Consider the following 20,940-nt stretch of genomic DNA (forward strand, 5'->3'; position numbering starts at 1 on the left):
CGCCATATATAATATTTTTATAGTATAGGAGGAATAGATACTAAAGGTGACGCTATAATCGTTTATATAATTAATAGTTCTTTGTAAAAGATTGTCAAGTTTCTCATGTCAGATTGTTAACAAATATCACTATTTTTCTCGTGGGACTCTTTATTTCACTTTATTAAGTGTTATTGCCGTATTCTTCTAGCTTTCATTTTAGAGAAAACCGGTTGACGCTGTAGGGCAAAAAGAAGTACGCCCGGTAAAGGAGACGATAGAACAGAGTCTTGCGGATGCGAAGCCGCATCATGGGTACCGTTATGCTCGTCTCCTAGGCTTGCTGAAAGTACAGATACTGTGTCTGTTAGCAGTAATAGCCAGAAATACCAAGAAGAGAGCGTTACGGGTCGCGACGTTTTGTGGTTTTTACCTCTGGATATAGAAGGTTATTTGGTGCAATAGGGACACAATAGTGTATCTGTAGGTGATCAAATTAACCTAAGGGAAAATGGAGTCAGAACATTTTTCATAATGGCTGTTTTTCGTTGGCTGGATTTCATTCTCAACCATAAAAATAATACAAATGCGTTACTTAGAAATTAGTGCTGACTAAAAAAGTCAGCACTTTGTCATTAATCTGAGAGATTAATTTGATATCGACACTTTTCTTTGCAGATTATTATCGCCAACCAAAATGCCACCGGCAGAAAGCACAGCATCTTCAGGTAATAATTCACTTTGGCTATCTGTCTTTTCTAAGACAAAATTATACACGTTTGATGGTTCTGATTTTCTCTGTTTAACTGAGGTAAGGGTAATTTGGCCATCAAGTGTATGTATTGTATCACCGGCCTTAAGGTCCTCGGCTTTGACTATTCCTCGTAATGTTGAGACAGGATGTGTTGGCGTCAGTGAAACTTGCTCACCATTATTGTAAGTTAAATCAATAAATTCAGTATCGTGACCTACAATACGGCTTTTTACTTGTAAGATGCCTCCTTGCTTTGTTAAAACTTTATCGCCTGGGCGTATATTTTCAACTTTCCATTTTGAGCCGTTAGCCATATCTATTAATGTGCCTTCAGCAATACAACCATATTGGATTTGAATGGGTGGATAGATGAATTGTGATGCGTCCTTCTTAGTTTTAGCTGCCTGAATAGCCTTGGGGTCATTGGTATACTGGAACTGGACAGGCAATACATTATCACCTTGCATTGTCATAATAGTAGCCTGTAGGTCTAGTACATAGCTTTCGTTATTTTTCCAGCATATTGGTCCAAAATCAGCGTAACCTGTGTTTTCAGAAAAATCCCATGATAACTTTGTATTATTACCTTTGGCAGGATCATTATTGACTTTTGTATGTTCCCAAAATATGCCTTTATCTATTCCTCTTACTTTACATGCCCCCCCAGTATTAAGACCAATTAGTGTCAGACTTACCTCTGGTTTTTCTCCCTGAACCGCTGTAGGCTTCCCTTTTTCATCAATCGCTATAGGGTTATTGAATGTGATATCACCTATTATTTCCAGCTTTATTGTTGGATTACCGGGTGATGTTGGACCATAATCGCATTCATTAGGAGTTCCTGGTTCAGGGTTTGCTCTATTTAAGCAAACGATTACCGATCTTAATGGATTTAATGGATGCTTTACATGAGTCGGTGCGTGGTTCTTCATTGTGTGAGGCTGAAGGTGTTTAAAAGGATTTTCTAAGTCTGTTAGTGTATTTGACTTAATTAATATTGGTCTAGTAGTGATAGGTATCCCGTTTTTTTTCCCTTGGAAACGGGCAACAGCATAAATAGAATCAAGTTGCTTCAAGGCAGTAAGATTATATTCCGCGGTACCTATTGAAAAGTCCCGTATTTCTGTGTCGATTGCCTTTCCCTGTACGTGTATGGGGGTTGTTTTGAACCTCCCCTTTTTGTCTGTGCCAAAAACTGTGATGCCATTCTGTGACGATGTCTCTTGAGCGTCAGTTTTAATGGTATCGTTGCTTAAAGTAGTAACAGGAGGAAAATATATGGAACTAAAAACTTGAGCTGAAATTGATTTGGAATCTTCGGAGAATACTATTCTGGGAATACCAAAATAATTTTCTGGCTCTGTAGGCGAGTTTTCTAATTCAAGCGATTTTCCACTCTCACGTGTTAACTTCTTCATAAGCTCGATATCTTTAAAAATATCAGGATGTGTCTGTTTTGTAATACCATGGGAATATAATAATGCAATATATCCTTTTTCATTTTCCGGTTGAGTTAAATCGATTGGTGTCGGTTTATTAGGTTCAATCTTCTCTAATAGCTGAGATAGAACCTGACTTTGCTCGTCAGATAACTTAATTTCGGTATCCGCAAAGCAGGATATTATAGGGGCAAACATCATGATGAAAAAAATAAATATTCTGTTATATAGAGTCATAATTTTATTCCATGAAGTAATAAATGGTTTATAAATAATGAATTACACATATTTTATATGATATTCTCTGTATATAAATATAATATTAGAGTGTCACTATTCACTGAATCTTAAACTGATAGTGAATTAATGTTGTAATTTCATATTGAAAGTTATGAGTAAGGATAAAGATGCATAATAACTCCTCTTAGTTAGACAAATAGTTTTAAGAATATATATGTAACATTTTGGTATTACAGGATTAAATGGATACTAAATAAAGATGGTATTATAATTAATAGTTCTTTGTAAAAAATTGTCAAGTTTCTCATGTCAAATTGTTAACAAACCCCACTGTTTTTCTTGTAGGACTTTTTTAATTTCATTCATCATAGAAGACGATGCCCGGTGGATATACAGGTAATAAAGTGCTATTAATAAAGACACTTTCCTTATATTTTTCACTGCTGCAAGTAGATACTGTATTTGTGCTTTCGACAGATCACGGAGCCGAGTATAATAATGACCATGATATTGTTTCGTATCGGTAAAGTTCCATTTCCATCCACAGGAACCTGAGATAAACTGGGCATCACATTGTTATATCATTCCTGACTGGCATGAAAAGAACTTCAGCTACTTATCTTGAAGTTCAAAAAAGTAAGATACGGGGCCATACGGCCCCGTGTTACTACAATTTATTGCCGGAAACGCTGATACTTTCTATTTCTTCCTGCAACTTCTTTCGTTTCAAGTTCCAGAGTGAATCTTCTGGCATTTGGATGCGAATATCTAAACGACAATGTTCAGAAATATCACAGGGTTCCCCATCTTGGTAGAATACCTGTTTGCCATTATCATCAACAGATTTGAGCCGCCAGTTCTGAAATTTCTCAGGTAAATGCGAATGTTGGCGATGGCAGGTTTCAATGATAATAGAACCATCAGGTTGGATATGATCGTCAACGAAAATCAATTCAAGATTATTATTGTTTTGGGGAACAGAAATACCGCCATGCACACCCCAGGCGCCATCAGTGTTATAGCCTGAAATATTTGATATGCGGTATATGCCTGTTCCTTCTTTTGTTACTTCTGCTCCCTCTGATTCTTCATTAGTTGAAAATGTGCCATCAGGATAGATTTCTATTATCGGAGAGGATATTTTTAGGTATCCATTAAAATCTGGTCTGGCATTAAGATTGTCCCAAAATTTACGTGTAAGTTTATAATATTCATTTATATGATCTGTACGATATGTATCGCCAAAATGGGTAAAAATCAGCCTGTGGCTCCATACATCGTCTTCCCCCTCGCTTGATTTACCATTCATATTGCTAATTCTTAATTGAACGCCACCGTTGCCACGTGGCAGCCCATATTGAGTCAGGAACAACGCGGAGGGGTTAAACCCGGAACAACCATTATGTAGATTTTCCAATCCGTCCAGATCACCGTGTTTCATTGAATGTATTACATTATCTGTTGATATCGCTCTTACATCCTCAGCATCAATAGTAATATCCCCGGTTAATACTTTCCCATTTATTTTTCGGGTATTGGGTACTTTTTCATTAATATTTTTACGTAATGAATTTATTATTTCCTGAGCAAGTTTCTGTGTCACTGCCAGCGTGTCATTATCGCCAATTTCATTTGTTAGTTGAACAATTCCCTTTTGTGTTAATGAGGCATTGGGAATTTTTGCTGTGGTTACTTTTTCTAACGCTTTATTTAACTGCACGGTGAGTTTATCTCTATCTCCATCATCCAGAACATCCTCACCAGATTGTGTTGCAATAAAATCAGCCACCACCGATGATATGGTTGACGATTGACGTAATACCTTATTTAACAAGTGAATGTAAGGGGAAATATCACCTGCTGGAATTCCATCTTGCAAATTTTTATTAATTTCATAATCTCCTTGGCTCAACACATTAGAATTCTTGCCGAAAGAAAAAGATTTAAAATCATTTTTTTGATTCATAAACACTCCTTATATAAAATAACATTATTTTATAATCAACATATTGAATTATTGAAAAATACTTCAATAATTCATATCAATTACAGTCTAGTTCAGTTGATTAATAATTAAATGTTCTTATAACTTAAAGGATTAACTATTTTTAGTTAATTGGTGAAAATAAGAAATTCAACATGTAAAAATTATTGTTATCTCTCTTAATTTCTTATTATAAAACACCCTCAATAATATCCGCATTATTTAATAATCAATTTACAGTGAAAACATTAATGAAATAAAATTTTACAAAGATTTAATTTTGAAGTAAATGACCAGAAAAAATAATTATTCATTTAATGAGTATACATATACCAAGCCTTCAGTTTCTCAAAAATTCCATTTAGACCAATTAAATAGCTTTCCATAATACCGATACACCTATGCATTTTGTTTTCTTCTTGAACAATATTGGTTCTATAACCTATCTCACTGTTTTCACGGGCCGTTTAGATGAAAAGGCTGTATGTCTTGGTGCACAAGGGCTAGTTGGAAGTGAAGCATAATTATGAAAGCTTATTTAATGTTTTGTGACAATGAAACATTAGCTCGACTCAGTAATACCAAATGCTTTTTCCAGTCCAGCAACAACGCTTTTTCAGCTTCTGACCGCATCTTAGTTTCAACAGCGTATTGTGGTGGTGACTGGTGCGAGCCTGGAAGTGCCGGTCTGCGAGAATCGGGGTACTAAGTCATTATCCTAAGTTTGGTGAGGTTTGTCACAAGGAGGAAGTTTAGTTTTCAAGCTGCGTGCCATTATTGCTATCTGAATGACAGTCAAATGGTGGCTATCTCACTGCTAATGCAACGTTAATAACAATATTTTCTTAAGGATGAAAATAAAAAGTTAATTTTAAAAGTCATTTCACAGCAATATGGAAATCAACAATTATCTAAAGAAACAAATAATTAACAATATGCCAACCAAAATGAAATAATAGACAATACAGTTAACACTGACCAGAAAAAAATTATTAAAATCAAGTTATTACTATAGCATTATTTTTCTAATTTGCTTAAATTGATCCTGATCAATAAGTTCCCATTAAACAATAACTGCAATTATTGACCTACATTCAGAATTCTAATCTGAATCACGTAAAACGTATTTATTGTATGGGAATATAAGCGTACTATACTATTAGTCTAATTAGGTTTTTAATTCACTTGGTAATGAGTTGTTATTTTAGAGGCATTTATTGCTGGTAGTTATAAGGTTTCCGGTTTAGAACTCTGAATAGGTTCTTGTACGAAGCCAGGTTGCCGCAAGCCGGTGCTTTCCTGCTAGGAGCAAGGAGTCAAGATGTTTGATATTGTCGAACTGTCACGATTACAGTTTGCCTTAACTGCAATGTATCATTTCCTGTTCGTTCCGCTAACGCTTGGCATGGCGTTTTTGCTGGCGATTATGGAAACGGTATATGTGCTCTCCGGTAAACAAATTTATAAAGATATGACAAAATTCTGGGGCAAGTTATTTGGTATTAACTTTGCTCTGGGTGTCGCAACAGGGTTGACCATGGAGTTTCAGTTCGGGACTAACTGGTCATATTTCTCTCATTACGTCGGTGACATTTTCGGCGCGCCTCTGGCGATCGAAGGTCTGATGGCGTTCTTCCTGGAGTCCACATTCGTCGGTTTGTTCTTCTTCGGTTGGGATCGTCTCAGTAAAAAACAGCACTTGGCGGTAACTTGGCTGGTTGCGTTAGGTTCTAACTTCTCTGCACTTTGGATTCTGGTTGCTAATGGTTGGATGCAAAACCCGATTGCTTCTGATTTCAACTTTGAAACCATGCGTATGGAAATGGTGAGTTTTGCCGAATTGGTACTGAACCCGGTTGCTCAGGTGAAATTTGTTCATACTGTTGCGGCAGGTTATGTGACGGGGGCGATCTTCGTTCTTGGTGTCAGTTCTTACTACCTGCTTAAAGGTCGTGATATTCCATTCGCTAAACGTTCATTTGCGATTGCTTCAAGTTTTGGGATTGCCGCTGTGTTGTCTGTTATTGTGCTGGGTGACGAATCCGGTTACGAAATGGGTGATGTACAGAAGACTAAACTGGCCGCAATTGAAGCTGAATGGGAAACTCAGCCACCTCCGGCAGCCTTTACACTGATAAGTATCCCGGATCAGGATAAAATGGAAAACAAATATGCCATTCAGATCCCTTATCTCATGGGCCTGATTGCCACCCGTTCTGTCGATACCCCGGTTATTGGTCTGCGTGATCTGATGGACCAGCATGAGCTGCGGATCCGTAATGGTATGAAAGCTTATCAATTGTTGGAAGAGTTGCGGGCAGGTAACACGGATCCAACTGTTCGTAGCGCATTCAATGAAAGTAAGCAGGACCTTGGTTATGGCATGTTGTTGAAGCGTTATACCAGCAAAGTGACTGATGCCAGCGAAGAGCAAATCAAGGCCGCTGCGAAAGATTCCATTCCTCGCGTTGCTCCGCTCTATTTTGCATTCCGTATCATGGTTGCAGCAGGTTTCCTGATGTTACTGTTGATTGGTCTGGCGTTTTGGAGCGTTATCCGTGGCCGTATTGGTGAACAAAAATGGTTACTGCGCGCAGCATTGTACAGCATCCCATTGCCGTGGATTGCCATAGAATCAGGCTGGTTTGTGGCCGAATATGGTCGTCAGCCGTGGGCGATTGGTGAAGTTTTGCCAACAGCGGTGGCGAGTTCCAATTTGGCAGCCAGCGATATCCTGTTCTCAATGGCGCTGATTTGTGGTCTTTACACCTTGTTTCTGATCGCAGAAATGTTTTTGATGTTCAAATTCGCCCGTCGTGGTCCAAGCAGTCTGAATACTGGCCGCTACCACTTTGAACAGAAAACAACTTCGGCGCACAATGCTCAGTAATAAACGGGAGTCCACTTATGTTTGATTATGAAGTACTACGGTTTATATGGTGGCTGCTGATTGGTGTGTTGCTAATCGGTTTCGCGGTAACTGATGGTTTTGACATGGGCGTGGGTGTCCTGTTACGTATCATCGGTAAAAACGATACTGAACGCCGCATCATGATTAACTCAATAGCACCCCATTGGGATGGTAATCAGGTTTGGCTGATCACCGCCGGTGGCGCATTGTTCGCAGCATGGCCGACGGTTTATGCCGCTGCGTTTTCTGGCTTCTATGTCGCCATGATCCTGGTGTTATCCGCGCTGTTTTTCCGTCCGGTTGGTTTTGACTACCGTTCCAAACTGGAAAGCCGTAAGTGGCGCAACATGTGGGATTGGGGGATATTTGTCGGTAGTTTCGTTCCGCCATTAGTTATCGGTGTGGCATTCGGTAATCTGTTACAAGGGGTGCCATTCAACGTTGATTCCCAACTACGCCTGTTCTATAGCGGTTCGTTCTTCGGATTGCTAAATCCATACGGTTTGTTGGCGGGTGTGATCAGCCTGATGATGATTGTGACTCAGGGGGCAACTTATCTGCAAATGCGTACTACCGGTGAACTGCGTCTGCGTTCCCGTGCCGCCACTTATATCTGTGCGCTGGTAACAATGGTTGCTTTCCTGCTGGCAGGTGTATGGCTGATTTATGGTATTGATGGTTATGTTGTGACTGGCGGCTTGGATACAATGGCTCAGTCTAACCCATTGCATAAAGAAGTTGCTCATCAGGCGGGTGCCTGGATGACCAACTTTAATCACTATCCGTGGCTGTGGGCGTTACCGGCACTGGGTGTTGTTTCTCCTCTGCTGACGATATTGATGACCGGTATGAATCGGGCAGGATGGGCATTCCTGTTCTCTTCACTGACCATTGCTTGCATCATTATGACCTGTGGTGTGACGATGTTCCCATTTGTTATGCCATCAATCACTAATCCAAATGTCAGCCTGACAATGTGGGATGCGACTTCAAGTTTGTTGACACTGCGCGTCATGTTTGTGGTTGCACTGATTTTTGTCCCAATCATTCTGGGATACACCATTTGGTGTTACTACAAAATGTTTGGGCGTTTGGACAAAAGCTTTATTGAAAATAACAAACATTCACTGTACTAAGGAGCACAGAGCATGTGGTATTTTGCTTGGATTCTCGGAACGCTCTTGGCGTGTAGTTTCGCTATCATCGCTGCCTTAGCACTTGAGCATAATGAAGCGGAAAAAACCGCTGAAAATAGTGAGAAATAATGTTGATAGATAAATGCTATCGGCTGATGGATAAAGGTCCTGTAAGGGGCCTTATCCTTATTATGGCGTTGGTGCTTGCTTCTTGTGTCTTCTGGGATCCCGCCCGTTTTGCGGCAAACACCAGTTCATTGCACTTATGGCAAGGCATTTTACTCATTTGACATCCTCCCCCACTTTCGCACTTCGTGACTCAAGAGGGGATTCCCGTTAGTGGGCGACGGCTGATCGCTCTGCGTCTGGTTCCTGCTTCGACGGGCGGCCTGATTGCACCCTCCCTCCACAGGCAAGCACGGCATGTCCTGCCGCTAAAATGTTACGAGCTCCGTTGATATCGGCATTTTCCGTATATCCGCATTCAAGGCACTCGAATTGACTTTGTGATATGCGGTTTTCTTTCGCTGTATGACCGCAACATGCGCACCGCTGGCTGGTGTATGCCGGAGGGACTGCCAGTACCTGACCGCCGCGCCAGCGCTGCTTATATTCTAGCTGACGGCGCATTTCATACCAGCCCTGATCCAGTATCGCGCGATTTAAGCCTGATTTAGCCCGAACGCTCCTTCCGGGCTGTTCTGCCGTGCCTTTCGCTGACTTCGACATGTTACTGACCTTCAAATCTTCAATCACGATCATCGCGTGGTTTTTGCTTATTTTCGTGGTGGTCTTATGAAGGTAGTCGCGGCGAATATTGGCAATATGCGAGTGCAGACGCTGAATTTTTCGCTTCTGTTTCTGCCAGTTGGCGCTGAACTTAACTTTGCGGCTTAACTGTCTCTGGCGCTTCGCCAGCTTGCGCTGGCGGGTTTTAAAACTGTTGACCGGTTCGTATATCGTCCCGTCTGAGAGCGTCGCCAGTTTCGATATCCCGGCATCCAGACCCACCATTGTTGTTGATTCGTGGTGTGGCTCAGAGGCTTCTATCTCGACTTGAAACGACACATACCATTTACCCACTGACTGGCTGATCGTGGCATTTTTGATTTTGCCGTTCACCTCCTGCGATTGCCGGAACTTTATCCATCCGAGCCCAGAAGGCAGCCTGACTCTGCGATTTTCAAGGAGACAATATTTTTCAAAATTGACGAACCGGATTGAATCCCTGCCGTCATTTTTTCGTTTCCATACAGGCGCTTTCGCTGCCAGTGTTTTATCGAAGCTACGCCTCCATGCCCCCTGTAAGTCTTTAAGTTTTTGTTGAAGGTTATCGGTGTAAGCTTCCTGTAAGAAGGCGTATTCCGGTGTTTTTTTCCACCCCGTGAGCATTCGGTTGAGTTCAAACGCGGAGGGAAGTTTTCCGCCGGAATCCAGAATGTGTTTTGTTACCTGAAGTCCGTGATTCCAGACAAAACGAGCACACCCGCATAACTGCCGCAAACGCGGCAACTGTTCTTCAGTTGGCTCTAGTCTGAACTTGTAGGCTTTCAGTATTAGCATTATCATTCAGTGTGTAGTAGGTTTACTCTCTATTTTACTGTGCCTTCGGCTAACTTCAATGCAAAAATACAAAATTAATCGTTCACGACATGCCGCCTTTCTTTTGCATGTACATCTTGTGTTTGTGACCAAATACCGTAGAAAGATTCTTGGCGAGCGACACTATTCAGCCTTTCATCAGTATGCAGGTGAAATCTGCCGTGACTTCGGCGCAGAACTTAAAGGGAGTCACGGCGATTTAGATCATGTTCATATGCTGATTGAGTATCCCCCGACCGTTCAGCTATCGGTATTGGTTAACTCGCTGAAAGCGGTAACCTCCCGTCGCTTACGTAATGAGTTTCTGGACTTACGCGAAGCATACGGAAAGGCCGTTCTCTGGTCTCGCTCCTACTTTGCGGGTTCATGCGGTGGAGCACCGCTGGAAGTGGTGAAACAATACATTCAACATCAGCGTGGCTGATGATCCTACGGGCTTTTCAAGCCCGTCCAAATTCCCCTCCCGCCTGATGTCGGCGGGAATACCCTTTGGAGGTAAAGATGGGCTGTGTGCACAGGTGTAACTTTCGGGATGGGTTTTCACCCAAGAAATATCGTCTGGCGTATCTTTTTCTTTCCTCTGCCTGCGTTCTTAATTTTGATTTGGGGCTTGTACCACTTCTTCTATTAGTTAATTCTGTATGTTATGGGATTTTTAGCCAATAAATTTTTTATTTGCACATTATTCCAAAGCTGCATGGTCTTGAGTATAGTGGCAGCGTTAATTCGCCTTACTTAGGATTGAAAGTGAGTAATACGTTGTTCCGTTGGCCCGTCCGTGTTTATTACGAAGATACAGATGCTGGTGGGGTAGTTTATAACGCCCGTTATGTCGCCTTTTATGAAAGGGCCCGCACAGAGATGTTGCGTCAGCATGGCATTCATCAGCAGCGTTTACTTGATGAACAAATTGGATTTGTTGTTCGGCGTATAGTGGTTGATTATCGAGCCCCAGCCCGGCTTGATGATATGTTGGAGGTGGAGAGCGAAATTACGGATATTCGTAGAGCATCTTTGACATTTATTCAACGCATTGTTGATGTTAACGGAATAATTCTTAACAGCGCAGAAGTTTTAATTGCCTGCGTGAATACATCTCAAATGAAGCCGATTGCGCTTCCTAAGTCTATTGTCGCGGAGTTTAAGTAGTGACTGACATGAACATTCTTGATTTATTCCTGAAGGCAGGCCTTTTGGTGCAGCTGATCATGCTTATTTTGATCTGCTTTTCCATTGCTTCATGGGCAATCATTATTCAAAGGACCAAAATTCTCAATACGGCGACCCGTGAAGCGGAAGCGTTTGAAGACAAATTTTGGTCGGGTATTGAATTATCACGCTTGTATAAGGAAAGTCAGTCTCGCCGGGATTCTCTGGGTGGAACGGAACAAATCTTTTATTCCGGGTTCAAAGAATTTGCCCGTTTGCACCATGCAAACAACCATGTGCCGGAAGCGGTGGTAACAGGTGCTTCACGTGCAATGCGTATATCTATGAACCGTGAACTGGAAACACTGGAAAGCCATATTCCATTCTTGGGTACAGTGGGTTCAATTAGCCCGTATATCGGTTTGTTTGGTACCGTTTGGGGGATCATGCATGCATTTATCGCATTAGGTGCGGTAAAACAGGCAACTCTTCAGATGGTAGCACCAGGTATTGCAGAAGCGTTGATTGCAACGGCGATTGGCCTGTTTGCTGCTATTCCGGCTGTTATGGCATACAACCGTCTGAATCAGCGCGTTAATAAGCTGGAGCAAAATTACGATAACTTTATGGAAGAGTTTCTGGCTATTTTGCACCGTCAGGCTTTCGCTGCTGAAAATAAAGCTGAAAACAAATAGTAAGGGGAGAGGCTATGGCACGCACTCGTAGTCGCAAGCGTGAGCTGAAATCCGAAATCAATATCGTTCCCTTACTGGACGTGTTGCTGGTTTTGTTGCTTATTTTTATGGCGACAGCACCGATTATCACTCAGAGCGTAGAAGTTGATTTGCCGGATGCAGTAGATTCCAAAACGGTTTCCAGCTCCGATAACCCGCCGGTCATCGTGGAAGTTTCTGGTGTTGGTCAATACACTATGGTAGTTAACCATGAACGACTGGAATTATTACCTGAGCCGCAGATTATTGCTGAAGCGCAGGCCCGAATAAAAGAGAACCCGAAAACCGTTTTCTTGATCGGTGGTTCGAAAGAAGTGCCTTATGATGAGATTATTAAAGCACTGAACATGTTACATCAGGCCGGTGTGAAATCCGTTGGTTTAATGACTCAGCCTATCTGAGTCTGGCCGGCAGTTGCTGTTATTTAAAGATTTTGGATATCGAGCGTGGGAAAGACAAACGGGCAAAACAATAAGCTAAATCGCGCCGTTATCGTTTCGGTTGTGTTGCATATTATTTTGATAGGGTTACTTATTTGGGGTTCCCTGACGCAAAAAACTGAAATGGGTGGCGGTGGACAGGATGGTTCTGTTATTGACGCTGTTATGGTCGATCCGAATGCGGTAGTACAACAGTACAATCAACACCAGCAGCAGCAAGCTGACGCTAAACGTGCAGAACAGTTACGTAACAAGAAAGCGGAGCAGCAAGCAGCCGAATTGAGAGAAAAACAGGCTGAGGAACAGGAGCGCCTGAAAGCGGTAGAAGAAGAGCGGATTAAAGCGCAACAGGTTGCGGAAGAACAAAAAAAGCAAGCGGTGGAAGCAGCTGCCAAAGCCCGTGAAGAGCAAAAACAGGCAGAAGAAGCTGCGGCAAAGGCTAAGGCTGAAAAAGAAAAACTGATTAAAGATCAGGCTGAGGCACAGGAAAAAGCAGAAGCCGAAGCTAAAAAAGAAGCTGAAGCCGCTGCTGCTAAACAAAAAGCCGCGGAAGAAGCGAAAGCCAAAGCGGAAGCTGAGGCTAAAGCAAAAGCCAGGGTTGAAGCGGATGCTAAAGCCAAAGCTGAGGCAGATGCAAAAGCTAAGGTAAAAGCTGACGCTGACGCCAAGAAAAAAGCGGCGGCACAAGTCGCCAAACAGGCAAGTGAAGTTGATGATTTACTCGGTGGTTTAACTTCTAATGCGCCAAAGCAGGGGGGGGCTTCTGCTGCGGGTAAAGGTGGTGGTAAGAAAAGTGGTGCTTCAAATTCTGATATTAATAACTATCTTGGGCAGATTCAGATAGCAATACAGAATAAGTTTTATGATCCAAGTATGTATCGTGGGCGTATGTGTACATTACGGATTAAGCTTGCTCCTGATGGTTTGCTGATAGATATAAAACCAGAAGGCGGGGATCAGGCACTGTGTCAGGCTGCGGTAGCCGCAGCTAAACAAGCGAAAATTCCGAAACCACCAAGTAAAGAGATTTACGAAGTGTTTAAGAATGCTCCGATTGATTTCAAACCTCAATAAGATTGTTATTTATAGAGATTATTAATAACAAACAAAACCATTCAATGTTATTAAGCTATCTGGTTTTGTTTGTTGACGTTTGTTAATATTCTGCGAATTATTGCGGCATTCCATCTGCGATAAGGGAGAGATGATGAAGCAGGCTTTTAAAGTAGTGCTGGGCATTTTGATGTTGTGGGCCGCTGTTGCTCACGCAGAAGTTCGTATTGAAATCACACAAGGTGTCGATTCTGCACGTCCTATTGGTGTTGTGCCATTTAAATGGACTGGGGCGGGTAATGCACCTGAAGAGATAGGTGCGATCGTTGGGGCGGATCTTCGCAACAGCGGTAAATTTAATCCTATTGATGTCAGCCGTATGCCACAGCAACCGACGACTGCATCTGAGGTGACGCCTGCTGCGTGGTCGGCACTGGGGATTGATGCGGTTATTGTCGGGCAGATTCAACCCAGTGCGGATGGTAGTTTCCTGATTTCTTATCAGTTGGTTGATACTGCTGGCGCTCCGGGAACCGTTCTTGCCCAGAATCAGCTTAAAGTGACTAAGCAGTGGTTGCGTTATGCGGCGCATACCGTCAGTGATGAAGCGTTTGAAAAGCTGACTGGCATTAAAGGCGCATTCCGTACTCGCCTGGCTTATGTTGTGAAAACGAATGGCGGCAAATATCCATATGAGCTGCGTGTATCCGATTACGATGGTTACAACCAGTTCACTGTTCACCGTTCGCCAGAGCCATTGATGTCACCGGCATGGTCTCCTGATGGCGCTAAACTGGCTTATGTGACTTTTGAGAGTGGCCGTTCTGCCTTGGTTATTCAGACCTTAGCCAGCGGTGAAGTACGTCAGGTTGCTTCTTTTCCGCGTCATAACGGAGCACCTGCATTTTCCCCTGATGGCAGTAAGTTGGCGTTTGCCCTGTCCAAATCGGGTAGTTTGAATCTTTACGTGATGGACTTGGGTTCAGCTCAGATCCGTCAGGTTACAGATGGCCGCAGTAACAATACTGAGCCAAGTTGGATGCCGGATAACCAGACTTTGGTCTATACCTCCGATCAGGGTGGTCGTCCGCAGTTATACAAAGTCAATATTAATGGCGGTGCTCCGCAACGCCTCACTTGGGAAGGCACACAAAACCAGGATGCTGATGTTAGTTCCGATGGTAGTTTTGTGATGATGGTCAGCTCAGAGAGTGGTAAGCAGCACATTGCTAAACAAGATCTGGCAACGGGAACCGTTCAAACTTTGACGGATACGTTCCTGGATGAAACGCCAAGTATCGCACCTAACGGCACTATGGTGATTTATAGCTCCACCCAAGGGTTGGGGACTGTATTGCAGCTAGTTTCGACTGACGGGCGTTTCAAAGCGCGTCTTCCGGCGACTGATGGACAGGTAAAATTTCCTGCCTGGTCGCCGTATCTGTGATGCATAATAATATGTATGGCAAACTATAAAAAGGATCAAAAGAGATGCAACTGAACAAAGTGCTAAAAGGGCTGATGTTAGCTTTACCCGTTATGGCCGTAGCAGCGTGTAGTTCTAACAAGAATGCTGATAACGATCAGACTGGTGTAGGCACTGTTAACGAAACTAATGCGGGTCTGTCAGCAGAAGAATTAGCTCGTCAGCAAATGCAAGAGTTGCAAAACAACAACATTGTATATTTTGGTTTCGATAAATACGACATCAGCTCAGATTTTTCTCAGCTGTTAGACGCTCACGCAGCATTCTTGCGTAGCAACCCATCTTATAAAGTTGTTGTAGAAGGTCATGCTGACGAACGTGGTACTCCTGAGTACAACATCGCATTAGGTGAACGCCGTGCTAACGCAGTGAAAATGTACCTGCAAGGTAAAGGTGTTTCCGGTGAGCAGATCTCTATCGTCTCTTACGGTAAAGAGAAACCAGCGGTACTGGGCCACGAAGAAGCAGCATATGCTAAAAACCGTCGTGCAGTATTGGCATACTAAGAGTAATTCATGAACAGTAACTTCAGACGTTATTTTTTGGGTCTGTCGTTATTGGTTGGCGTAGCGGCTCCCTGGGCCGCTATTGCCCAAGCGCCAATCAGTAATGTCGGCTCGGGTTCTACCGATGAGCGCCTTACCCAATTAGAGCGTATTTCTAACGCTCACAGTCAGCTGTTGACCCAGCTCCAGCAACAACTTGCTGATTCTCAACGTGATATCGACATGCTCCGTGGGCAGATTCAAGAGAATCAGTATCAGCTTAATCAGGTTATAGAGCGGCAGAAGGATATTTATCAGCAACTGGAAGGCGCTACCCGTTCTGCGGATAGTAAATCTGCTAAAAATACAGCATCTTCAGCAGCAAGTAATAGTGGTAATCAGGCGTCTTCAGCTACCAGTACGGGTAGCGAGAAGGGTGATTATGACGCTGCCGTTTCTTTGGCGGTGAATACCAAAGAATATGATAAAGCGATTACTGCCTTTCAGAGCTTTGTGAAGTCTTATCCAAAATCGAGTTATATGCCTAATGCGAATTACTGGTTAGGGCAGCTTCACTATAACAAGGGTAAGAAAGACGACGCTGCTTATTATTTTGCGACAGTAGTAAAAGATTACCCTAAGTCTCAAAAGAGTGGTGAATCGTTGTATAAAGTTGGTTTAATCATGCAGGACAAGGGCCAGAAGGATAAAGCTAAATCTGTTTATCAGCAGGTTATGAAACAGTATCCTGGTTCGAGTGCGGCCAAACTGGCTGAAAAAAAGCTTTCTGCGTTGTAATTACCGACCCCGGAAGATAGTATTAATACATTTTCGGGGTTGTTTGAGTGTTTAATAGGCATTTAAACGTAATTTGAAAAAATAATCATTGCGCTACGCGGAAAAATCAGTAATATATGCCGCCGTTGCCGAGAGAAGTCACAAGATGGGTCGTTAGCTCAGTTGGTAGAGCAGTTGACTTTTAATCAATTGGTCGCAGGTTCGAATCCTGCACGACCCACCATCTTGAAGCTTCACTCAAAAACGAATTCCCTAGATGGGTCGTTAGCTCAGTCGGTAGAGCAGTTGACTTTTAATCAATTGGTCGCAGGTTCGAATCCTGCACGACCCACCATCTTAGAGCTTCATTCAAAAACGGATCCCCTGGATGTGTCGTTAGCTCAGTCGGTAGAGCAGTTGACTTTTAATCAACAACGCGTAAGCGCACTTGGAAATCCTACACTCCTTACCACCTCAAAACTTACCTCCCAATAACTTGCATAATATGCTTCCTAACCTTACCGGGTAACTCACTATCGAACTCAAATATCTTCATTTCAGCGACTTCAGCAGAAATTTCCGCATAAAGCTCTGTGGTTTCTAGCAATGCACGTATTGCTTCTTCTTTGCCATAACTGCCAAAAATCCTTTGAATACGTTTGCTGAACTTCTCAGGCAGCCATTCATGTAAATGATGGCCGTTGTACCAGACATCCATTTTTCCATCACTTTTTATCGAGGCGTACCACTCCATCATTGCCAGCAGTAATTCTTTCATCTCATTATCCCTCATTTTTGCTGGCCATAAATCACCACGAGCGATATAAATAGGCACTTGTGTTGCCTCGAACCAAAACTCGCGCAGGTTTTCATTAAATTCTGCTGATGATGGCAGATGCGATTTAGTCAATTGGTGAGTGATTTCAGGAAGCCCGTTTGTAAGGCCCGTCTTATCAAGGAGGATCTTATAGCCGCGTTGATAGAGTTCATCTAAGCCTCTTTGTTTCATATCTTTCAGGCGTTCAACACTTGCCAGTGTGAAATCCACCTTACGACCACCGCTAAAAACGACCAAACAAGTTGGCCAATCTGGTTCACCCTCTTTTTCATTAGCCAGATGCAATGCAACCATAACGTCACCCAACTGCTTAAACCATAAATCGTTGCCTATTAATTCATCTGTTCCTGAACCAATCAGTTCTATATCCAGATCTGAGAATTTATCTACACGTGTGTTTCTGGCACGGGAACCTGTTTGGATAACTGTATCAATACGGGGATCGTTATGGGCAAAAGTCAGGATTTTTTCCAGAAGAATTACCGGGTCTTCCATTATATGAAGTTCCTATTTCACTTTAGTAATGATTGATGGATAAGCTTAATCTCATAAATTAGCAGGTAATGTAATAACTTATAACAGGTAAAATACTCCGCGACAAATTGATGTAAATTGGTTATTTTGTTTAGTATATAAAACAAAGTTGCGTGAATTTTTTGATAATCAACCGGTTTTATCGCTTTTTTAAACTATATACTAAACAGAGAATCAGAGTAATGAGCGAGTATATTGATTTTAATTCAACCATTTACCCATTCCCACCGAAACCTGCTTTTCTCAGTAAGGATGAAAAGAAATATTGCCGTGAAAAAATCAAACACCTCCTGAAACAGCAGGATGCAGTTATGGTTGCACATTATTACACCGATCCAGAGATCCAGGCTTTGGCTGAGGAGACCGGAGGGTGTGTGGCAGATTCATTGGAAATGGCCCGTTTTGGCAGCAATCATCCAGCTTCTACTCTATTAGTCGCTGGAGTGCGATTTATGGGAGAAACCGCCAAAATTCTCAATCCGGAAAAGCGGGTTTTAATGCCAACGTTGGAAGCTGAGTGTTCGCTGGATCTGGGTTGCCCTGAAAAAGAATTTACTGAGTTTTGTGATAATAATTCGGATCGTACCGTCGTGGTTTATGCAAATACATCAGCAGCAGTTAAAGCACGGGCTGATTGGGTTGTAACTTCAAGTATTGCTGTTGAGCTGATCGATCATCTGGATAGCCAGGGGCAAAGGATAATTTGGGCACCGGATCGCCATTTGGGAAATTATGTCCGTAAACAGACAGGAGCCGATATTCTTTGTTGGCAAGGTGCTTGTATTGTCCATGATGAATTTAAAACTCAGGCTTTGATGAGAATGCAAGGTCTGCATCCCGATGCTGCGATATTGGTTCACCCTGAATCACCACAAGCAGTTATTGATCTGGCTGATGTGGTTGGCTCAACTAGTCAGTTAATCAAAGCAGCGCAGTCTTTGCCGCATCAGAAGCTGATTGTCGCAACAGATAAAGGCATCTTTTATAAAATGCAGCAAGTCTGCCCAGGGAAGCAGTTATTTGAAGCGCCTACGGCTGGAGAAGGTGCGAGTTGCCGTAGTTGTGCCCATTGCCCGTGGATGGCGATGAATGGCTTACAAGCTATCGTTCAGGGATTGGAGTGGGGTGGGGTTCAGCATGAAATATTTGTTAAAGCAGAGTTACGTGAAAAGGCGCTTATTCCTTTAAACAGGATGCTTGATTTTGCAACTCGGTTAAAATAGGAAAACAAATAATGGGTGTCATTCTTTGTTGTCGATAATAATAGGATATAACAGATGGATTTTTTCAGTATTAACAATATATTAGTAAATATCCCACTGGGAAAAGGCGGTTATGATTTATCGTGGATTGAAGCAGTAGGTACGATTGCTGGTTTGCTATGTATTTGGTTTGCAAGTCAGGAAAAAATAATTAACTATTTGTTTGGACTGATTAATGTCACATTATTTGCTGTGATTTTCTTCCAAATTCAACTTTATGCCAGTTTATTGCTGCAATTATTCTTTTTTGCTGCAAATATTTATGGTTGGTATGCCTGGAGCAGGGTTAATGATCAGCAGCAGATTGAACTTAAAATACGCTGGTTAAGCTTGAATAAGGCGGTAGTAATTAGTGTAATTTCTATGCTATTGATTGTTATTATGACTTTTAATATTGATCGGATTTTTGGCTCTTTGACTCAGATTGCCGTTACGATGATGCAAAAGTTTGATTTTAATGTTCAGATGCCGGTATTGGAGCCTGATGCATTCCCATTCTGGGATTCGACAATGACGGTGCTCTCTATTGTGGCAATGATTCTGATGACTCGCAAATATGTTGAAAACTGGCTGGTATGGATGGTTATCAATGTGATAAGCGTTGTTATCTATTTCCATCAAGGCGTTTTGGCGATGTCATTGCAGTATGTGATTCTCTTTGGCATTGCACTTAATGGTTCTCGTTTGTGGATTCAGGTAGCTAAGAAAAATCATTCGCAGCCATTATCCCGCATCGAATAATTTTTTAATGATGCCAGAGAATTGATTTGTCGATCTCTGGCATATTTTTAGGGATTTACTCTGATAATTCTCATTTCTAAAGATATTTCAATTATAAAAAACAGCTCAGATCACGTTTAACTATATTTTTCTATGTCTTTAGTTAAACACTGATTTATTTATTATCTACAAAGAATATTTACAGTTTGTCTTCTAACAGTTAGATTAAAATCACAAGATTGTTTTAAACAAATATACAAAGATGTGGATGAGAGAGGGTTATGAATTATCAGAATGACGATATAAGAATTAAAGAGATAAAAGAATTATTACCTCCTGTAGCACTACTTGAAAAATTTCCAGCAACTGAAAAGGCTGCATTTACAGTACGTAAGGCTCGCAAAACTATTCATCAGATTCTAACTGGTGAAGATGATCGCCTGTTGGTGGTGATTGGTCCCTGTTCTATTCACGATCCTAAAGCAGCAATGGAATATGCTGGACGGTTGAATAAGTTGCGTGAAGAACTAAAAGACGATCTGGAAATAGTCATGCGGGTTTATTTTGAAAAACCACGTACAACTATTGGTTGGAAAGGGCTAATTAATGACCCTCATATGAATCACAGCTTTGATATTAATGATGGTTTACGTCTGGCTCGTGAATTGTTGCGGGATATTAATGACATGGGGCTACCAGCTGCGGGTGAGTATCTGGATATGATCTCTCCACAGTATTTGGCAGATTTGATGAGTTGGGGAGCAATCGGCGCTCGTACAACGGAATCGCAGGTCCATCGTGAGCTGGCTTCTGGCCTCTCTTGTCCGGTTGGTTTTAAAAATGGCACTGATGGCGGGATAAAAGTTGCAATTGATGCTATTAATGCTGCAGGTTCACCGCACAGTTTCCTTTCTGTCACTAAGTGGGGATATTCCGCGATTGTGAATACTAGTGGAAATTCTGATTGCCATATTATCCTGCGTGGTGGTAGAGAGCCAAACTATAGCTCTGAACATGTTATTGCTGTGAAGCAAAGCTTGGAAAAAGCAAGTTTGCCGGCAAGAATTATGATTGATTTCAGTCATGCCAATAGCTCCAAGCAATTTAAAAAGCAGATGGATGTGTGTTCAGATGTCAGTGAGCAAATTGCTGTCGGAGAAAAAGCGATTATTGGTGTTATGGTGGAAAGTCATTTGGAAGAAGGGAATCAGGACCCGGAGAGTGATCAACCCTTGGTATATGGTAAAAGTATTACCGATGCTTGTATTGGTTGGGCTGACACTGAAATCTTGTTACGTCAATTATCGTTGGCGGTGAAAGCACGTCGTGGCTGATAACATTTTTCGGATGTGAAAAACCGGAATTTATGATTCCGGTTTCAGACTGCTGATAAACCCCGTTCAAAAATAACGGGGTT

At 42.2% G+C, this 20,940-nt stretch carries 19 protein-coding genes, 2 tRNA genes and 3 pseudogenes; 19 read left to right on the forward strand and 5 right to left on the reverse strand.

What is annotated here, in order from left to right; all coding sequences use genetic code 11:
* Positions 1 to 224: 224 nt before the first annotated feature.
* Positions 225 to 403: pseudogene (locus PTE_RS25375) on the forward strand (transposase); the annotation flags it as partial.
* Between the two features lie 224 nt (positions 404 to 627).
* Here PTE_RS25375 and PTE_RS23015 read toward each other — a convergent pair.
* From PTE_RS23015 to PTE_RS24195, 3 genes and pseudogenes are all read right to left on the reverse strand, one after another.
* A complete protein-coding gene (locus PTE_RS23015; RefSeq protein WP_051477515.1) occupies positions 628 to 2,409 on the reverse strand; it encodes a Hint domain-containing protein in 1,782 nt (593 codons plus the stop codon).
* 670 nt (positions 2,410 to 3,079) lie between these two features.
* Positions 3,080 to 4,378 (reverse strand): phage tail fiber protein, encoded by a 1,299-nt coding sequence (locus tag PTE_RS21815; protein WP_036850652.1) that lies wholly within the window; start codon positions 4,376 to 4,378, stop codon positions 3,080 to 3,082.
* A 552-nt stretch (positions 4,379 to 4,930) separates the two neighbouring features.
* Positions 4,931 to 5,047 (reverse strand): annotated as a pseudogene (locus tag PTE_RS24195) (tail fiber assembly protein); the annotation flags it as partial.
* Positions 5,048 to 5,717: 670 nt separating this feature from the next.
* On the opposite strand from PTE_RS24195, the gene cydA reads away from it, so the two are divergent.
* The 4 genes and pseudogenes from cydA to PTE_RS21830 all read left to right on the forward strand — a co-directional run.
* Positions 5,718 to 7,286, forward strand: coding sequence for a cytochrome ubiquinol oxidase subunit I (gene cydA, locus PTE_RS21820; protein ID WP_036850654.1), 1,569 nt, complete (start codon positions 5,718 to 5,720; stop codon positions 7,284 to 7,286).
* 17 nt (positions 7,287 to 7,303) lie between these two features.
* Positions 7,304 to 8,443 (forward strand): cytochrome d ubiquinol oxidase subunit II, encoded by a 1,140-nt coding sequence (cydB, locus tag PTE_RS21825; RefSeq protein WP_036850656.1) that lies wholly within the window; start codon positions 7,304 to 7,306, stop codon positions 8,441 to 8,443.
* Positions 8,444 to 8,455: 12 nt separating this feature from the next.
* Entirely contained in the window at positions 8,456 to 8,572 is a 117-nt protein-coding gene (gene cydX, locus PTE_RS24200) for a cytochrome bd-I oxidase subunit CydX (RefSeq protein ID WP_021325053.1), read from the forward strand.
* A pseudogene (locus PTE_RS21830) lies at positions 8,572 to 8,730 on the forward strand (cyd operon YbgE family protein); the annotation flags it as partial. The gene cydX and the pseudogene PTE_RS21830, both read left to right, overlap by 1 nt.
* Before the next feature lie 49 nt (positions 8,731 to 8,779).
* On the opposite strand, the gene PTE_RS21835 reads toward PTE_RS21830, so the two are convergent.
* Positions 8,780 to 10,006, reverse strand: coding sequence for an RNA-guided endonuclease InsQ/TnpB family protein (locus PTE_RS21835; protein WP_036851020.1), 1,227 nt, complete (start codon positions 10,004 to 10,006; stop codon positions 8,780 to 8,782).
* A gap of 58 nt (positions 10,007 to 10,064) precedes the next feature.
* Between PTE_RS21835 and tnpA the strand changes: the two genes are divergently transcribed.
* The 11 genes from tnpA (at position 10,065) to PTE_RS21885 (ending at position 16,524) form a co-directional block, all read left to right on the forward strand.
* Positions 10,065 to 10,469: an IS200/IS605 family transposase gene (gene tnpA / locus PTE_RS21840; RefSeq protein WP_023045406.1), complete on the forward strand. Its 405-nt coding sequence runs from the start codon at positions 10,065 to 10,067 to the stop codon at positions 10,467 to 10,469.
* Between the two features lie 84 nt (positions 10,470 to 10,553).
* The gene (locus PTE_RS24725) at positions 10,554 to 10,676 is read left to right on the forward strand and encodes a cyd operon YbgE family protein (protein ID WP_083335169.1); all 123 of its coding nucleotides are present in this window, start codon (positions 10,554 to 10,556) and stop codon (positions 10,674 to 10,676) included.
* A gap of 116 nt (positions 10,677 to 10,792) precedes the next feature.
* Positions 10,793 to 11,194, forward strand: a complete 402-nt coding sequence (gene ybgC / locus PTE_RS21845; protein WP_036850658.1) for a tol-pal system-associated acyl-CoA thioesterase — start codon at positions 10,793 to 10,795, stop codon at positions 11,192 to 11,194.
* Complete coding sequence (tolQ, locus tag PTE_RS21850; RefSeq protein ID WP_036850661.1) at positions 11,194 to 11,889, forward strand: Tol-Pal system protein TolQ; 696 nt, start codon at positions 11,194 to 11,196, stop codon at positions 11,887 to 11,889. The genes ybgC and tolQ overlap by 1 nt, the downstream gene beginning before the upstream one ends.
* A gap of 14 nt (positions 11,890 to 11,903) precedes the next feature.
* Positions 11,904 to 12,329: a colicin uptake protein TolR gene (tolR, locus tag PTE_RS21855; RefSeq protein ID WP_036850664.1), complete on the forward strand. Its 426-nt coding sequence runs from the start codon at positions 11,904 to 11,906 to the stop codon at positions 12,327 to 12,329.
* A gap of 45 nt (positions 12,330 to 12,374) precedes the next feature.
* The gene (tolA, locus tag PTE_RS21860) at positions 12,375 to 13,442 is read left to right on the forward strand and encodes a cell envelope integrity protein TolA (RefSeq protein WP_036850667.1); all 1,068 of its coding nucleotides are present in this window, start codon (positions 12,375 to 12,377) and stop codon (positions 13,440 to 13,442) included.
* A 133-nt stretch (positions 13,443 to 13,575) separates the two neighbouring features.
* Positions 13,576 to 14,868 (forward strand): Tol-Pal system beta propeller repeat protein TolB, encoded by a 1,293-nt coding sequence (gene tolB / locus PTE_RS21865; RefSeq protein WP_036850670.1) that lies wholly within the window; start codon positions 13,576 to 13,578, stop codon positions 14,866 to 14,868.
* Between the two features lie 44 nt (positions 14,869 to 14,912).
* Positions 14,913 to 15,413: a peptidoglycan-associated lipoprotein Pal gene (gene pal, locus PTE_RS21870; protein WP_036850672.1), complete on the forward strand. Its 501-nt coding sequence runs from the start codon at positions 14,913 to 14,915 to the stop codon at positions 15,411 to 15,413.
* Positions 15,414 to 15,422: 9 nt separating this feature from the next.
* Positions 15,423 to 16,190: a cell division protein CpoB gene (gene cpoB / locus PTE_RS21875; RefSeq protein ID WP_036850675.1), complete on the forward strand. Its 768-nt coding sequence runs from the start codon at positions 15,423 to 15,425 to the stop codon at positions 16,188 to 16,190.
* 147 nt (positions 16,191 to 16,337) lie between these two features.
* Positions 16,338 to 16,413, forward strand: a tRNA-Lys gene (locus tag PTE_RS21880).
* 35 nt (positions 16,414 to 16,448) lie between these two features.
* Positions 16,449 to 16,524, forward strand: a tRNA-Lys gene (locus PTE_RS21885).
* Between the two features lie 126 nt (positions 16,525 to 16,650).
* On the opposite strand, the gene PTE_RS21895 is transcribed toward PTE_RS21885, so the two are convergent.
* A complete protein-coding gene (locus PTE_RS21895) occupies positions 16,651 to 17,502 on the reverse strand; it encodes an aminoglycoside 6-adenylyltransferase (RefSeq protein WP_036850687.1) in 852 nt (283 codons plus the stop codon).
* Positions 17,503 to 17,723: 221 nt separating this feature from the next.
* On the opposite strand from PTE_RS21895, the gene nadA reads away from it, so the two are divergent.
* The 3 genes from nadA to aroG all read left to right on the forward strand — a co-directional run bounded on the left by nadA (position 17,724) and on the right by aroG (position 20,857).
* Positions 17,724 to 18,764, forward strand: a complete 1,041-nt coding sequence (gene nadA / locus PTE_RS21900) for a quinolinate synthase NadA (protein WP_036850690.1) — start codon at positions 17,724 to 17,726, stop codon at positions 18,762 to 18,764.
* Positions 18,765 to 18,818: 54 nt separating this feature from the next.
* The gene (gene pnuC, locus PTE_RS21905; RefSeq protein ID WP_036850692.1) at positions 18,819 to 19,544 is read left to right on the forward strand and encodes a nicotinamide riboside transporter PnuC; all 726 of its coding nucleotides are present in this window, start codon (positions 18,819 to 18,821) and stop codon (positions 19,542 to 19,544) included.
* Between the two features lie 260 nt (positions 19,545 to 19,804).
* Complete coding sequence (aroG, locus tag PTE_RS21910) at positions 19,805 to 20,857, forward strand: 3-deoxy-7-phosphoheptulonate synthase AroG (RefSeq protein ID WP_036850696.1); 1,053 nt, start codon at positions 19,805 to 19,807, stop codon at positions 20,855 to 20,857.
* Positions 20,858 to 20,940 lie beyond the last annotated feature (83 nt).

It is taken from the genome of Photorhabdus khanii NC19, from assembly GCF_000517265.1.
Lineage (GTDB): Bacteria > Pseudomonadota > Gammaproteobacteria > Enterobacterales > Enterobacteriaceae > Photorhabdus > Photorhabdus khanii.